The following is a 15567-nucleotide window of genomic DNA, read 5'->3' as shown; positions in this document are numbered from 1 at the left end:
TATTTAGATAAAATATATGTTTTATAAAAAGAAGGATTATTAATTGAGTATAAAATATCAACTAAATGATAAATTTAAAAGCTTTGAAGAATTTCTATTTAATATTAAAAACTATTTTTTTAAAAATTTAAAAACTATACATAAAGCAAGAAATGAATTAAAAGTTATAGACTATGATAGTGTTTCTACAGTTGTAAAAGCATTTAGAATTCCTAATAAGATTAATCAAGTAGTATATGCTTACTTTAGAGATAGTAAAGCTAAAAAATCTTATCAAAATGCAATTACTTTAGAAAAACTTGGAATAAATACTCCTTCACCAATTGGATATATAGAATTCTATGAGGGTTTATTATTTAAAGAAAGTTTTTTTATTTCAAAAAAATTTGACTATGACTATACTATACGAGAACCCTTACGTAATAAACAACTAGAGAATAGAGAAGAAATTATAAAAGAGTTTGTGAAGTTTACTTATAACTTACATCAAAATAATGTATATCATAAAGATTATTCAGCGGGAAATACCTTAGTAGTTAAAAAAGATGATGGTTCATATGAGTTTTCGGTTGTAGATATAAATAGAATGCAATTTAAATTTATTAATTTAGAGCTAGGGCTTGATAACTTTGCAAAGCTATGGTTAGATGATGATGATATAGTTTTAATTGCTTCAGAATACGCTTTTTTAGGAAATTATGAGAAAGAACAAGCAATAGAAATTTTAAGAAAATCAGATAAAAAATTAAAAAGCTTTGTAGCATTTAAAAGAAAAATTAGAGGAAGAAAATAATGAACCTTCTAATCACAAGGCATGATAAAATTGGTGATTTTGTTGTTACTTTACCACTTTTTAAAGCTATAAAAATGTCAAACCCAGAGATAAAAGTTTTTGCTTTAGTATCAAAAATTAATTATGATTTTGCAAAAGAAATGGACTTTATAGATGAAGTTATTCTTTATGAAGAAGATAATTTCTGGTCAACATTAAAAAGAGTAAAAAAAGCACAAATAGACATAAGTCTTAGTGCATTTATTAATACACAATTAGGCTACCTTCTTTTTTTATCAGGTATAAAAAAGAGAATAGGACCTGCTACAAAGTTAGCTCAAGTTTTTTTTAATAATAGAATTACTCAAAGAAGAAGTAAAGTTGAAAAAACTGAGTTTGAGTATAATCTTGATTTAGCAAAAGAACTTGATCAAAATATTAAACTTGAATTTACTCGTCCCTTGATTAAACTTAATGTAGAAAGTAGTTTAAAAGACTTTAAGAAGAAGTTTAATATTAGTGTAGAAAAGAGAATTATAGGCTTTCATCCAGGATATGGAGGAAGTAGTGATGGAAATTTGACTTTAAATGATTATATAAAGTTAGCAAAAAAAGCTTCATTATTAAAAAATACTCAAGTAGTATTTACTTTTGGTCCAGATGATTTAGAAGTAAAAAAAGAGTTAGAAAATATTATTGATTTTGATGTTGTTTTTTATGAATCAAAGGGACCAATAATTAATTTTTGTAAACTATTAAGTAGTTTTGAACTTTTTATAAGTACATCTACTGGTCCAATGCATTTAGCTGGGCTTGCAAATATTAAGACTATATCTTTTTTTGGAAATACTCTTTTTGCAAGTTCAAAAAGATGGGCAACTATTAGTGATCCTAAAAATCAAAATAATTTTATGTTATCTCCTTCATATAGTGAAGAAATTTATTTAGAAATAGAAAATAAAATGATTCAAATATTAGAGGGTTTAGATGAGTGAATTAATAAATTTAGATGAAAATATGTTCCTAGGAAAAGGAAGAGAAAGAGCTGGTTATATACATCCTATAGATAATTCTAAAGTAATTAAAATAGTTCATGCAAAAAATGAAAATCTTAGACAAAATGAATTAGAATATAGTTATATGCAATATTTAGAGAAGAATAATATTCCTTTTACTCATATTACAAAATGTTATGGAAAAACTATTACAAACCTTGGAGAAGGATATGTTTTTGATATTGTTAGGGATTTTAATGGCAAAGTATCAAAATCTTTTAAAAAAATGGTTTTAAAAGGAAAACTATCAAAGAAAAAAGAAAAAAAGTTAATTAAAGAATTAAAAGATTATATATTTGAAAATAATATACTTTTTGTAGATATTGCATTAAGTAATATTTTATGTCAGAGAATAAAGAAAAAAAAATATAAATTAATCTTAACTGATGGTATTGGAGGAAAAAGACCAGGTCTAAAATCCAAACTTTATCAATACTCAAAATTGTTTACAAGATATAAAGTTGTTAAACAATGGGATAAGTTTATTGATAAATATAATAGAGAAGTTAGGAAAGGTATTTCTAAAAAGACAAGGGATATTAATTGAAAAAAAATCCGTTTATTTGGGATTACTATTCAGATCAACCACATGTAATAAGAGATAAAAAATATAAAAAATCTATGAGAAAAAAACATGTGTTTGACTATATTAAACTTTTTTTTACATCTATTGTAGTTTTACCTATATCAATTATTTTGATGAAACTATTTAAAAGTAACACAGAACTAGAATATGGTATTGGAGTAAATTTTGATAAAGGTGAAGAACAATATAAATTAATAGAAGAGTTAGGTATTAAGTATTTGATTGTAAGAATGCCTCTTTGGGAAATAGAAAAGATTGATGAGTATGTTGACTTTTCAAAAAAATTTATTGAACAAGATAAAGATATAAATATTCTTTTAAATATTATTCAAGATAGAAAACATATAGAAAACAAGAAAGAATTAGAAAAAAATGTAAATCTTATATTTGAAAAATTTTCTTCTTTTGTTGAAGAGTATCAAATAGGAACAACAATAAATAGAGCAAAATGGGGCTTTTTTAGTATAAGTGAATATCTGAGTTTTTATAAAATAGTACAAAATATAAGAAATGAGTTTTTCCCAAATTTAAAATTAATTGGTCCTAGTGTCATAGATTTTGAATACTATTATACTGCTAGGGCTTTATTCAATTTTGAAGATATTAAATATGATAAGCATTCAAGTTTACTTTATGTAGATAGAAGAGGAAGTCCATATAATACTCAATATAAGTTTTTTGATACAAAAAACAAAATTGATTTATTATATTCATTAACAAAAATGTCATGGAAAGTTTCAAATGAAATTTATATTACAGAAGTAAATTGGCCAATATCAAATACTTCTCCATATGCTCCTACAAGTGAACATGAGTGTGTAAGTGAAGAAGATTATAAAAAATTTATGTTGGAATATCATAAAATAGTAAAAGATACAAAAAAAATAAAACGGGTTTATTGGCATCAGCTAATTGCTCCTGGTTATGGATTAGTTGATAATAGAGAAGGGAAGTTAAGAAAAATGCCAGCTTTTGAGGCTTATAAAGAGATGATAAATGGTTAAGAAGATATTTATTGAAATACCTACTTGGCTTGGTGATGCTATTATGACAACACCAGCTATTGAAAATATTATAAAAAAATATCCAGATGCAAAAATTATAATGTTAGGTTCTTTTGTATCAACCCAAGCTTTTGAGAAAGTTGAAAATATAGAAAGAATTATAGTTGATAATAGTAAAAAAAGTGGAAATCGATACCTAAATTTAATTAAACTTGCGAAAAATATAGGAAAAGTTGATATTGCTGTATCTTTTAGAAAAAGTTTATCATCAAAATTTATGATGTTTTTTATAAATGCAAAGAAAAAGTTTTCATATAAAAGGTTTGTTAAAGAAGAGATACATCAAGCTATTAGATATAATGATTTTATAAATAGAAGTTTAGGTATAGATTTGGATACTGGAGATTTAAAACTTTATTTAACTCCTTTTGAATATAAGAAAAAAACAATGGGAATTAATCCTGGGGCTACATATGGAAGTGCGAAAAGGTGGTATCCTGAAGAGTTTGCAAAAGTAGCAATTGAAATATCAAAGACTTACGATATAGTTATTTTTGGAGGACCCTCTGAAACAGATATTGCTAATGATATAGAGAATATACTAAAAGAAAATAAGATTACAAACTATCAAAATATAGCAGGAAAGACTAGTCTCCCTGAATTAATAGAAAAAATAGCAGGACTTGACTTATTTGTTACCAATGATTCTGGTCCTATGCATATAGCTGCAGCGTATAAAGTACCTACTATTACGATTTTTGGGCCAACTAGGTTTACTGAAACAAATCAATGGAATAATCCTAATGGTGTAATAGTAACAAAAGGTTTAGATTGTGCCCCTTGTATGAAAAGGGTATGTCCTTTAGGCCATCATGATTGTATGAAGTTAGTTTTATCTAATGATGTTTTAAAAGAAATTAATAAATTAGAATTAAAAGAAGGTTTATAATGAGTAATAAAGTATATATAATAGCAGAGATTGGACAAGCTCATGAAGGTAGCTTAGGTATTCTTCATTCTTATATTGATGCCCTTGCTGATACTGGTGTAGATGCCGTTAAATTTCAAACACATATTGCTGAAGCAGAGAGTAGTGAATATGAACCTTTTAGAGTTAAATTCTCTTATGAGGACGATACAAGATATAATTATTGGAAACGTATGGAGTTTACTTTAGAACAATGGAAAGGTATTAAAAAACATTGTGATGAGGTAGGTTTAGAGTTTATAAGTTCACCATTTTCAAATATGGCTGTTGATTGGCTTGAGGAAATTGGAGTTGAAAAATATAAAATTGGTTCAGGGGAAGTGAGCAATTTTCTTATGCTTGAAAAAATTGCAAAAACAGGAAAAGAGATTATCCTCTCAAGTGGTATGAGTAATTATTCTGAGTTAGATGATACGGTAAATTTTTTAAAAACGTTTAATAATAAAGTGTCTCTTTTACAATGTACAACAAAATATCCTACTCAAGCAGAGGATATAGGATTAAATGTAATAAAAGAATTAAAAGACAGATACTCTTTACCTATAGGATTATCTGATCACTCAAGTACTATTTATCCATCAGTTGCTGCTGTTTCACTTGGTGCAGAAATTTTAGAATTTCATGTAGTTTTCAATAAAGAAATGTTTGGTCCAGATAGCAAGTCTTCTCTTACTATAGATGAGACTAAACAACTAGTAAAAGCAGTTAGGTTTACAGAAACTGCTTTAGATAATAAAATAGATAAAAGTGATAATAGTAAATTTAAAGAATTAAAAAGTATATTTGAAAAATCATTGGCTATTAATAAAGACTTAAAAATTGGAGATATCTTAACTTTTGAAGATTTAGAAGCTAAAAAACCATTTGGATATGGAATTAGTGCAAAAGATTATAAAGAAGTAATAGGTGAAAAAATTAATAAAGATATGAAAAAATGGGACTTTTTGACGAAGGATGATATAAATGAATAAAAGAAAAATTTGTGTAGTAGTCACTGCAAGACCAAGTTATGCAAGAGTAAAAACAGCATTACAAGCAATAAAAAATCATCCTGATTTAGAATTACAATTAGTATTAGCAGGTTCTGCTCTTTTAGATAGATATGGAAATGCAGCAAAGGTTATAGAGAATGATGGCTTTGAAGTTGTAGAAAAAATTTATAATATTTTAGAAGGTGAAACCCCAACTGCAATGGCAAAAACTACTGGAATTGCTATTATGGAACTTTCTACTGCTTTTAATAATTTAAAACCAGATGTTGTAGTAACAATAGCAGATAGATTTGAAACTATAGCCACATCAATTGCTGCAAGTTATCAAAATATTCCATTAGCACATATACAAGGTGGAGAAGTTACTGGAAATATTGATGAAAAAGTTAGACATGCAAATACAAAGTTAGCTGATATTCATTTAGTAGCTAGTGATGATGCAAGAAATAGAGTTCTAAAAATGGGTGAGATGGATTCTATGGTTATAAATACTGGTTGTCCATCTATGGATTTAGCAAGAGAAGTTTTAAATAAACCAGATTTAGATTTTAATCCACTTGTAAAATATGGTGGTGTAGGAGAAGAAATTGCTTGGAAAGATGGATATATTGTTGTAATGCAACATCCTGTTACAACAGAGTTTGATAACTCAAGAGAACATATTGTAACTACTCTGGAAGCAATACATGAACTAAATATTCCTACTTTTTGGTTTTGGCCAAATGTTGATGCTGGAAGTGATGGAACATCTAAGGGAATAAGAGTATTTAGAGAAAAACATAGAACTTCAAATATTCATTTTTTTAAAAATATGGTTCCTCAAGATTTTTTAAGACTTATTAAAAATTCAAAATGCTTAATAGGAAACTCAAGTGTTGGTATCCGAGAATCTGCATTTTTAGGAATTCCTGTTGTAAATATAGGTACAAGACAACATGGAAGACAAAGAGCTCACAGTGTTATTGATTGTAATTATGAAAAAAGTGATATAAAGAATGCAATCAATGAACATATTGAACATGGGCATTACGACTCTGAGTTTATATATGGTGATGGATATGCAGGTGAAAAGATTGCAAATGCACTTGCTTCATGTGAATTAAAATTTCATAAAACAATAACATATTAGGGAAAAATATGAGAGTATTAGCTGTTGTTCCTGCAAGATGTGGTTCAAAAGGTTTTCCAAATAAAAATATTGCAAAAATAGAAGGAAAAACTCTTTTAGAATTAGCTGTAAATGTTGGGAAAAATTGTGAAGTAGTTGATGATGTATATGTTTCTACTGATTGTGTTGAGTATGAAAATATTGCTATAAAAGCAGGTGCAAATTCCTTAGGTTTAAGACCTAAAGAATTTGCAACGGATACGGCTAAGAGTATTGATGTAATAATAGATATATTAAATAAACTTGAGAAAAAATATGATTACCTAGTTTTATTACAGCCAACATCTCCTATTCGAAAACCTGAAGATATTAAAAAGATGATAGAAATACTTGAAAAAAATAGTGTAGATGCATCTGTTTCAGTTTGTGAATTTGAAGAACCACATCCTTATAAATTAAAAACTACTAATGAAAAAGGTTTTGTAAAACCTTTTATAGAAGGTACAACTTCAGAGGTACCAAGACAGTCCTTACCTAAGATTTATGCTTTAAATGGCGCAATATATGTGACAAAAGTAGATGTAATATTAGATGAAAAGACTTTCTTACCTGAAAAAACTATTCCATATAAAATGTCTCAAAATATAAATATTGATTCTGAGGAAGATTTTATATTTTTAGAAGCAATGGTTAAAAAAAATAGAGTAGAAATATATAAGTAAATAACTATTTAGCCAGTTTTTGTTAAAATACGCGTTTAGAAAAAAGGGGTAATATGAAAATAGCAATAGCTGGAACCGGATATGTAGGACTCTCTAATGGAATATTACTATCTCAAAATAATGAAGTAGTCGCATTAGATATTATTCCTGAAAAAGTAGAGTTATTAAACAAAAGAATATCTCCAATTGAAGATGAAGAAATACAAGAGTATTTAAAAAATGAAAAGTTAAACTTTAGAGCTACTTTAGATAAAAAAGAAGCTTATGAAAACGCAGATTATGTAATTATTTCAACACCAACCGATTATGATCCAGAAACAAATTATTTTAATACAAAATCAATTGAATATGTTATAAAAGATGTATTAGAAATAAATTCTAGCACAACGATGATAATAAAAAGTACTATTCCTGTGGGGTATACAAAAAAAATAAATGAAGAGTTCAATACTGCTAATATAATTTTTTCTCCAGAGTTTTTAAGAGAAGGAAAAGCCTTATTTGATAATTTATACCCCTCAAGAATTATTGTTGGTGAAAAGTCAAGACGTGCAGAGGTTTTTGCTAATCTTTTAGCTGAAGGTGCGATAAAAAGTGATATAGATATTCTTTTTACTGACTCAACTGAAGCCGAAGCAGTGAAACTATTCTCAAATACATATCTTGCTATGAGGGTTGCATATTTTAACGAATTAGATTCTTATGCTCAATCTCATAATCTTGATACAAGACAGATAATAGAAGGAATAGGTTTAGATCCTAGAATAGGGTCTCATTATAACAATCCTTCTTTTGGTTATGGGGGATATTGCTTACCAAAAGATACAAAACAACTTTTAGCAAATTATAAAGATGTACCTTCAAATATGATTGAAGCAATTGTAAATGCAAATACAACGAGAAAAGATTTTATAGCTGATTCAATAGTTTCTAAAAATCCAAAAGTAGTTGGTGTTTATAGGCTTGTAATGAAAACGGGAAGTGATAATTTTAGAAGCTCTGCAATCCAAGGAATAATGAAAAGAATTAAAGCTAAAGGAATAGAAGTAGTTATTTATGAACCTGTACTTGAAGATGATGAGTTCTTCCATTCAAAAGTTATAAAAGATTTAGATGAGTTTAAAAAGATAAGTGATGTAATTGTTGCAAATAGATTATCAGAAAACTTACTTGATGTTGAAAGTAAAGTGTATACTAGAGATATCTTTAATAGTGATAGTTGAGAGAAATGAATTGAAGATATTAATAACAGGAACAGCAGGGTTTATTGGTTTTCATTTAGCTCAAAAGTTACTTGAACGAGGTAATGAAGTAATTGGAATTGATAATATTAATGATTACTATGATGTAAACTTAAAATATGCAAGACTAGAAGAGCTTGGGATACAAAGAGAGAGTATAAATAGTAATAAACTTGTCTCTTCAGCTAAATATTCAAGCCATAAATTTATTAAAATGGATTTGGCAAATACAAGTGAGATAAATGCCCTCTTTGAAAAAGAAAAATTTGATGCTGTATGTAACTTAGCAGCCCAAGCAGGAGTTCGATACTCCTTAGAGAATCCTCATGCCTATATCCAATCAAATGTAGTTGGCTTTATGAATATACTTGAAGCTTGTAGACATAATGATGTTAAAAACTTAGCATATGCGTCATCTTCATCTGTTTATGGGTTAAACAAATCACAACCTTTCAAAACAAGTGATCATACTGATCACCCAATATCATTATATGCAGCTACAAAGAAATCAAATGAGATGATGGCTCATACATATTCCCATCTTTATGATATCTCAACTACAGGTCTTAGGTTTTTTACTGTTTATGGTCCTTGGGGGCGTCCTGATATGGCTCCAATGCTTTTTGCTGATGCAATATTAAATGACAGACCTATTAAAGTATTTAATCATGGTGATATGAGTAGAGACTTCACATATGTTGGTGATATTGTTAATGGAATAATAAAAGTAATAGATAATCCTGCAAAACAGAGTATTGACTTTGATGAAAACAACCCAAATCCAGCTATTTCTTCTGCACCGTTTAGTGTATATAATATTGGAAATAATGCTCCCGTACAACTTTTAGATTTTATAGGAACATTAGAGTCTTCATTTGGGATAGAAGCAGAAAAGATAATGATGCATATGCAAGCAGGTGATGTGAAATCTACTTATGCAGATACACGTGGATTAATCAATGATTTTGATTATAAACCAAATACAAATTTAAAAAATGGAATAAATGAATTTGTAAAATGGTATAAAGAATTTTATGGGGGAAAGAAATGAATTATAAAATTTGTATAATAGGTTTAGGTTATGTAGGACTTCCTTTAGCCCATGCTTTTGCAAAAAAAAATAAAGAGGTAGTAGGCTTTGATATCAATAAAGTTAGAGTCGAGGAGTTAAAAAATGGATTTGATAGAACATTAGAATTAGATGAAAATCAATTAAATGAAGTAAAAGATTGTTTAAAATATTCAGAAAACTTAGAAGATATAAAAGATTCAAATATTTATATTGTAACAGTACCTACTCCAATAGATAGTTCAAATAGACCAGATTTAACTCCATTAGTTAAATCTTCTCAGATGTTAGGTAAAGTTATTAAAAAAGATGATATTGTAATCTATGAATCTACTGTTTACCCTGGTGTAACAGAAGAAGTATGTGTACCTGAGCTTGAAAAAGAATCAAAGATGAAGTTTAATGAAGATTTCTTTTGTGGCTACTCTCCTGAAAGGATAAATCCTGGGGATAAAGAGCATACACTAACAAAAATATTAAAAATTACGTCTGGTTCTACGCCTTTAATTGCTAATATTGTAGATGAATTATATCGCTCAATAATTACTGCTGGAACGCATAAGGCAAGCTCAATAAAAGTAGCTGAAGCAGCAAAGGTAATAGAGAATACACAAAGAGATGTAAATATTGCTCTTATTAATGAATTAGCATTAATCTTTAATACCATGGGTATAGATACAAATGATGTAATTGAAGCTGCTTCAACAAAGTGGAATTTTATTAAATTAAAACCTGGATTAGTTGGAGGACATTGTATTGGTGTGGATCCATATTATTTAACATATAAAGCACAAGAGTTGGGTTATAAACCAAATCTGATTTTAGGTGCAAGACAGATAAATAGTGGTATGGGTAAATATATTGCAGAAAGAGTAGTTAAGTTAATGATAAAAAAAGGTCTTGCAATTAAAGATTCAAAGGTTTTAATTTTAGGACTTACTTTTAAAGAAAATTGTCCTGATATTAGAAATACAAGAGTTATTGATATTATTAAAGAACTAAACGAATATGGTTGTACAATTGATGTATATGATCCTTGGGCAAAAAAAGAAGAAGTTAAATTAGAATATAATATTGATTTATTAGATAAATATACTTTAGAGCAATATAACTCAATTATCTTAGCCGTTGGGCATGATGAGTTTAAGATGATTGATATTATAAAAAAAGAGAATCAAGTTATTTTTGATGTGAAATCTTTGTGGAAGGAAGATATTGTTGATGAAAGATTATAATTCATAATTCATTTAGATATTTTTATGTATAATAAAATCTAAAAAGTAAGGAATAACTTGTCGAAAGAACAATATATACAAGAAGATGAAATAGACTTAAGAAAATTGGTTAATATAATACTTCCTAAGAAAAAGTTTATTCTAATAGTCACATTTTTAATAGTATTATTATCAATGATTTATGTATTATTTAAACCTCCAGTGTATCAAGTGAAATCAGTAGTTAGAATAGGATATATTGATAACAAACTTTTAGATGATAGTAAAATTATAGAAAAAAAATTACGTATTATTTTTAATGTTGATAATAAAAATCTTCAAAGTGATATTTTAGTAAAAGATATTAAAACAGTGAAAAAAGTTGAAAATTTTTTAGAAATAATAACTGAGGGGAGAGATAATGAAATAGCAATAAAAAAGAATAAGGAAGTTATTGAATTTATAAAAAATGAATATAAACAAAAAATTAATCAAGAAATCTATAAAACAAAACTTAGTATTAAAAATATCAAAAAAGAAATTTATTATTTTGAAAGAATTGAAAAAACAAATTTAGAATTTCAAATCAAAAAAGTTAAAACTCAAACTATAGCAAATATTGATAGGGAAATTAGATTAATAAAAGAACAAAAATTACCTAACTTATATAATGAAATGGCTTTTTTTAAGACTACTATACTTAATTCTATTGAAAACAAATTAAAATTTAATAATTCAAAATTGAAAGAATATGAGGAAAGTATAAAAAAAATTTCAACTATTAATTCAGATAATGATACACAAAATATGTTGATGTCTATGCAACTTTTAAATACACAAAACCTAGTATTAAATTTACAAAATAAGATAGAGGATTTAAACACTAAAAAAGAAACTATTTTAAATTCAGATTTAACAGACATTGAAATAAAAATTAAAAACTTAAAAGATATTACATTAAAAGAACTAGAGATAAAAAAACAAAATATAATTCAAGAATTATTGAATAAACTAAAAGTAGAACTTGAAATTAATTTAGTTAATAAAATTTCAAATTTAAAAGAAAAAATAAAACAATTAGAAAATAAATTAGTAGATGGTAGTATAAAGAATTCTGAAATAGTAGGTGAAATTATTGTAAATGATAGCCCAATAAAACCAAAGAAAAAACTTATTATATTAGTTTCATTTATAGCTGGATTAATTTTATCTATATTTTTAGTGTTTTTTATAAATTTCATTCAGAACTTAAAAAAAGAAGAAAAGTAAAATGATAAAAAAATGTTTATTTCCCGCAGCAGGCTATGGAACTAGGTTCTTGCCTGCGACAAAAGCGACCCCTAAAGAGATGTTACCCATACTTACAAAACCTTTAATTCAATATGGTGTAGAAGAAGCATTAGCTGCAGGAATAGATACTATGGCGATAGTGACAGGTCGTGGTAAAAGAGCTATTGAAGATCACTTTGATATCTCTTATGAATTAGAACATCAAATAAAAGGAACTAGTAAAGAACATTATTTAACAGAGATTAGAGATGTAATTACTAAATGTACTTTCTCTTATACAAGACAAATAGAAATGAAAGGATTAGGTCATGCTATTCTTTCAGGTGAAACTTTAATTGGAAATGAAGCTTTTGCAGTAGTTCTTGCAGATGATTTGTGTGATGCTCCCAAAGGTGTACTTTCCCAAATGATTGAATTATATAAAAAGTATCAATGCCCAATTATAGCAATAGAAGAAGTTCCAAAAGATCAAACAAATAAATATGGTGTAATAGTAGGTGAAGAGATATCTAAAAATGTATATATGATATCTGATATGGTAGAGAAACCAGAACCAAAAAATGCTCCTTCAAATTTAGCAATAATTGGAAGATATCTCTTAACTCCAGATATTTTTGATATTATTAGAAAAACAAAACCTGGAAAAGGTGGAGAGATACAAATAACAGATGCTTTATTAGAACAATCAAAAAAAAGTATGGTTCTAGCGTATAAATTTGATGGTCAAAGATTCGATTGTGGCTCTATTGATGGATTTGTAAATGCAACAAATTATTTTTATGAAAAAGAAATTAAATAAATCATGCAATATAGTAAAAATTTCTATGAAATAAAATCAAATGATGAAATTTTTGAAAAAATAGTAGATGAAAAAAAGGATATAGGATATTATAACCTTCCGTATCAAGATATTACAGAGATAAAAGAATTTGCAAAAACTGTAAAACAACAACATATAGTAGTAATTGGTATAGGAGGAAGTTCCTTAGGAACATATGCAATTCACAATTTCTTAAGACATAAACAAAATGGGAAAAAACTACATTTTCTAGAGTCAACAGATCCCTTAGATATAAAAAAAAGAATTTCAAAAATTGATTTAGATGATGCTTTATATATTGTAATCTCAAAATCAGGGTCAACTATTGAGACTATCTCTATATTCAAATATTTACATTCTTTAATAAAAATTGATAACTCAAATTGTGTATGTATTACTGAAAATAGTTCAAAATTAAATGATTATGCCATTACTCATAAAATGAAAATATTTGAAATTCCTAAAAATGTAGGTGGAAGATTTTCTGTATTTAGTACAGTTGGGTTAGTTCCTCTTTCAATTTTAGGTATTGATATAGATGAGTTGCTTTGTGGTTGTAAAGAAGTAGATTCTTCTTTCTTTGAAAAAAAAGAGTATTATTTACATATTTTAAATAAAGCAAGGTTTTTAGTAGAAAACAAAAATAGATTTAATATTAATGTAGTTTTCTCTTATTCTTCACTTTTAGAAGGCTTTAATAAATGGTATATTCAATTATGGGGTGAAAGTTTAGGAAAATTAAATGTAAATGGCACTAGGCAATCTTTAACTCCCGTAGGAATATTAGGCCCTGTAGATCAACATTCTTTTTTACAATTAATTATGGAAGGCAAAAGAGATAAAACAGTGACCTTTATAAAAGTAGAAGATTTTGAAGAAGATACAAAAATACCTAATATTCCACTAAAGTTTTTAGATGAATTTGATTATATAAATAATATTAAATTTAAAGATTTAATAAATTACCAGGCTGACGCAACTATCAAGGCAATTGAACAGCTAAAAGATATACCAAGTGATGTAATTACAATAGAAAGAGTAAATGAGTATAATATTGGAAAACTAATGTACACATTTCAATTGCTTACATCAAGCGTAGGAAAATTCGTACAAATTAATACTTATAATCAACCTGGAGTTGAAACTGGTAAGGTTATTTTAAAAAATAAGTTGAAAGATAGTAAATGAAAAAAAAATATCAAATAAATGAAGATATAATATGGCATAGTCAAAACATAACAAAAAAAAAGCGTGAAATACTTTTGAATCAAAGACCTTGTATTATTTGGTTTACAGGGCTTTCAGGTTCTGGAAAATCAACTTTGGCAAATGCAATAGAAATGGAACTATTTAAAAAAGGAATAAAAACATGCCTTCTTGATGGAGATAATATTAGACATGGATTAAATAAAGATTTAGGATTTTCTGAAGTAGATAGAGTTGAAAATATTAGAAGAATAGGAGAAGTTGCAAAACTATTTGTAGATGCAGGTATTATTGCCCTTACGGCTTTTATCTCTCCTTTTAAATCTGATAGACAAATTGCAAAATCTTTAGTTAAATATGATGAATTTATAGAAGTATTTGTAAATACTCCTCTTGAAGTCTGTGAAAATAGAGACCCAAAAGGTTTATATGAAAAAGCAAGAAATGGTGATATAAAAAATTTTACAGGAATTGATTCTCCTTATGAAGCTCCTAAGGAACCTCATATAGAGATAAAAACAGATGAATTAGATATTAATCAAAGTGTGGATAAAATAATAAGTTATCTTATGAAATATGGTTATATAAAAGGAACTGAAAACGATTATGCAATTTAAAAATATTAATATAGAAGATATTAAAAATATAGCTATAAAAGCAGGCAATGCTATTCTTGAAATATATAATAAAGATTTTAGAATAGATTATAAAGATGATAAATCACCTCTTACTGAAGCAGATACAAAGTCTAATGAGATAATTTGTGAAGCTTTAACTTTCTTATATCCAAAAATACCATTAATGAGTGAAGAAAATAAACAAATAGATTATAGTATTAGAAAAAATTGGGAATATTACTTTTGTATAGATCCAATAGATGGAACAAAAGAGTTTATAAATAAGAATGGAGAATTTACAGTTAACATTGCATTAATTCATAATAGTATACCAGTTCTAGGAGTTGTTTATGCTCCGGTTTTAAATAATATATATTATGCTAAACAAAATGAGGGAGCTTTTAAGAATAATGAAAAACTTCCTTTACAAATTAATTCTAATCCAAAAGAAAAACTATCAGTTGTAGCTTCAAAATCTCATTTATCTAATGAAACACAAAAATTCATTGATAATTTAGAGACAAAAGAAATTCAACAAATATCTAAAGGCTCAAGTCTAAAACTTTGTTTGGTAGCAGAAGGAATAGCTGACATTTATCCAAGGCTTGCTCCTACTATGGAATGGGATACTGCAGCAGCTGATGCAATAGTTAGGGAAAGTGGTAAAATGACTTATCAGGTTGATAATAAAAACAATATTAACCCTATAGTTTATAATAAAGAGAAGTTACTTAATCCTTGGTTTGTTGTTAATTGAAATTGAAAAAGAGAAGAAATAAAATGAAAATAAGTCAAGAAAGACTAACGCATTTAAAACAGTTAGAGGCAGAATCAATTCATATTATGAGAGAAGTAATAGCAGAGTTTCAAAACCCAGCTATGC

General features: G+C 26.9%; 16 protein-coding genes and 1 pseudogene. All 17 read left to right on the top strand.

Going from position 1 to position 15567, the window contains the following annotated elements:
* Positions 1 to 43: 43 nt before the first annotated feature.
* Complete coding sequence (locus tag BT997_RS13290) at positions 44 to 793, top strand: lipopolysaccharide kinase InaA family protein (protein WP_072682431.1); 750 nt, start codon at positions 44 to 46, stop codon at positions 791 to 793.
* Positions 793 to 1767, top strand: a complete 975-nt coding sequence (locus BT997_RS13285) for a glycosyltransferase family 9 protein (RefSeq protein ID WP_072682430.1) — start codon at positions 793 to 795, stop codon at positions 1765 to 1767. Before BT997_RS13290 ends, BT997_RS13285 begins: the two co-directional genes overlap by 1 nt.
* Positions 1760 to 2374, top strand: coding sequence for a YrbL family protein (locus tag BT997_RS13280; protein ID WP_072682429.1), 615 nt, complete (start codon positions 1760 to 1762; stop codon positions 2372 to 2374). Before BT997_RS13285 ends, BT997_RS13280 begins: the two co-directional genes overlap by 8 nt.
* Positions 2371 to 3417, top strand: coding sequence for a hypothetical protein (locus BT997_RS13275; RefSeq protein WP_072682428.1), 1047 nt, complete (start codon positions 2371 to 2373; stop codon positions 3415 to 3417). Before BT997_RS13280 ends, BT997_RS13275 begins: the two co-directional genes overlap by 4 nt.
* Positions 3410 to 4366 carry a glycosyltransferase family 9 protein gene (locus tag BT997_RS13270; protein ID WP_072682427.1) on the top strand — a complete coding sequence of 319 codons (957 nt, stop codon included), beginning with the start codon at positions 3410 to 3412 and terminating at the stop codon, positions 4364 to 4366. Before BT997_RS13275 ends, BT997_RS13270 begins: the two co-directional genes overlap by 8 nt.
* Positions 4366 to 5376, top strand: a complete 1011-nt coding sequence (locus BT997_RS13265) for an N-acetylneuraminate synthase family protein (protein ID WP_072682426.1) — start codon at positions 4366 to 4368, stop codon at positions 5374 to 5376. The genes BT997_RS13270 and BT997_RS13265 overlap by 1 nt, the downstream gene beginning before the upstream one ends.
* Positions 5369 to 6526 (top strand): UDP-N-acetylglucosamine 2-epimerase, encoded by a 1158-nt coding sequence (gene neuC / locus BT997_RS13260; protein ID WP_072682425.1) that lies wholly within the window; start codon positions 5369 to 5371, stop codon positions 6524 to 6526. Before BT997_RS13265 ends, neuC begins: the two co-directional genes overlap by 8 nt.
* 8 nt (positions 6527 to 6534) lie before the next feature.
* A complete protein-coding gene (locus BT997_RS13255) occupies positions 6535 to 7227 on the top strand; it encodes a cytidylyltransferase domain-containing protein (RefSeq protein WP_072682424.1) in 693 nt (230 codons plus the stop codon).
* Between the two features lie 53 nt (positions 7228 to 7280).
* Positions 7281 to 8450: a nucleotide sugar dehydrogenase gene (locus BT997_RS13250; protein WP_072682423.1), complete on the top strand. Its 1170-nt coding sequence runs from the start codon at positions 7281 to 7283 to the stop codon at positions 8448 to 8450.
* A 10-nt stretch (positions 8451 to 8460) separates the two neighbouring features.
* Positions 8461 to 9519, top strand: a complete 1059-nt coding sequence (locus BT997_RS13245) for an NAD-dependent epimerase (protein WP_072682501.1) — start codon at positions 8461 to 8463, stop codon at positions 9517 to 9519.
* A complete protein-coding gene (locus BT997_RS13240) occupies positions 9516 to 10772 on the top strand; it encodes a nucleotide sugar dehydrogenase (protein WP_072682422.1) in 1257 nt (418 codons plus the stop codon). Before BT997_RS13245 ends, BT997_RS13240 begins: the two co-directional genes overlap by 4 nt.
* Positions 10773 to 10829: 57 nt before the next feature.
* A complete protein-coding gene (locus tag BT997_RS13235; protein WP_072682421.1) occupies positions 10830 to 12020 on the top strand; it encodes a GNVR domain-containing protein in 1191 nt (396 codons plus the stop codon).
* Position 12021: 1 nt separating this feature from the next.
* Positions 12022 to 12840, top strand: coding sequence for a UTP--glucose-1-phosphate uridylyltransferase GalU (galU, locus tag BT997_RS13230; RefSeq protein WP_072682420.1), 819 nt, complete (start codon positions 12022 to 12024; stop codon positions 12838 to 12840).
* Positions 12841 to 12843: 3 nt separating this feature from the next.
* The gene (locus BT997_RS13225; protein ID WP_072682419.1) at positions 12844 to 14049 is read left to right on the top strand and encodes a glucose-6-phosphate isomerase; all 1206 of its coding nucleotides are present in this window, start codon (positions 12844 to 12846) and stop codon (positions 14047 to 14049) included.
* A gap of 14 nt (positions 14050 to 14063) precedes the next feature.
* Positions 14064 to 14684, top strand: a complete 621-nt coding sequence (gene cysC / locus BT997_RS13220; protein ID WP_072682500.1) for an adenylyl-sulfate kinase — start codon at positions 14064 to 14066, stop codon at positions 14682 to 14684.
* Positions 14674 to 15441 carry a 3'(2'),5'-bisphosphate nucleotidase CysQ gene (gene cysQ, locus BT997_RS13215; RefSeq protein ID WP_072682418.1) on the top strand — a complete coding sequence of 256 codons (768 nt, stop codon included), beginning with the start codon at positions 14674 to 14676 and terminating at the stop codon, positions 15439 to 15441. Before cysC ends, cysQ begins: the two co-directional genes overlap by 11 nt.
* 23 nt (positions 15442 to 15464) lie before the next feature.
* A pseudogene (locus BT997_RS15470) lies at positions 15465 to 15567 on the top strand (sulfate adenylyltransferase small subunit); the annotation flags it as partial.

Source organism: Arcobacter sp. LA11 (genome assembly GCF_001895145.1).
Taxonomy (GTDB): domain Bacteria; phylum Campylobacterota; class Campylobacteria; order Campylobacterales; family Arcobacteraceae; genus Halarcobacter.
Note: the sequence above shows the minus strand (reverse complement) of the source record. Positions and strands in the feature narration are given on the sequence as shown.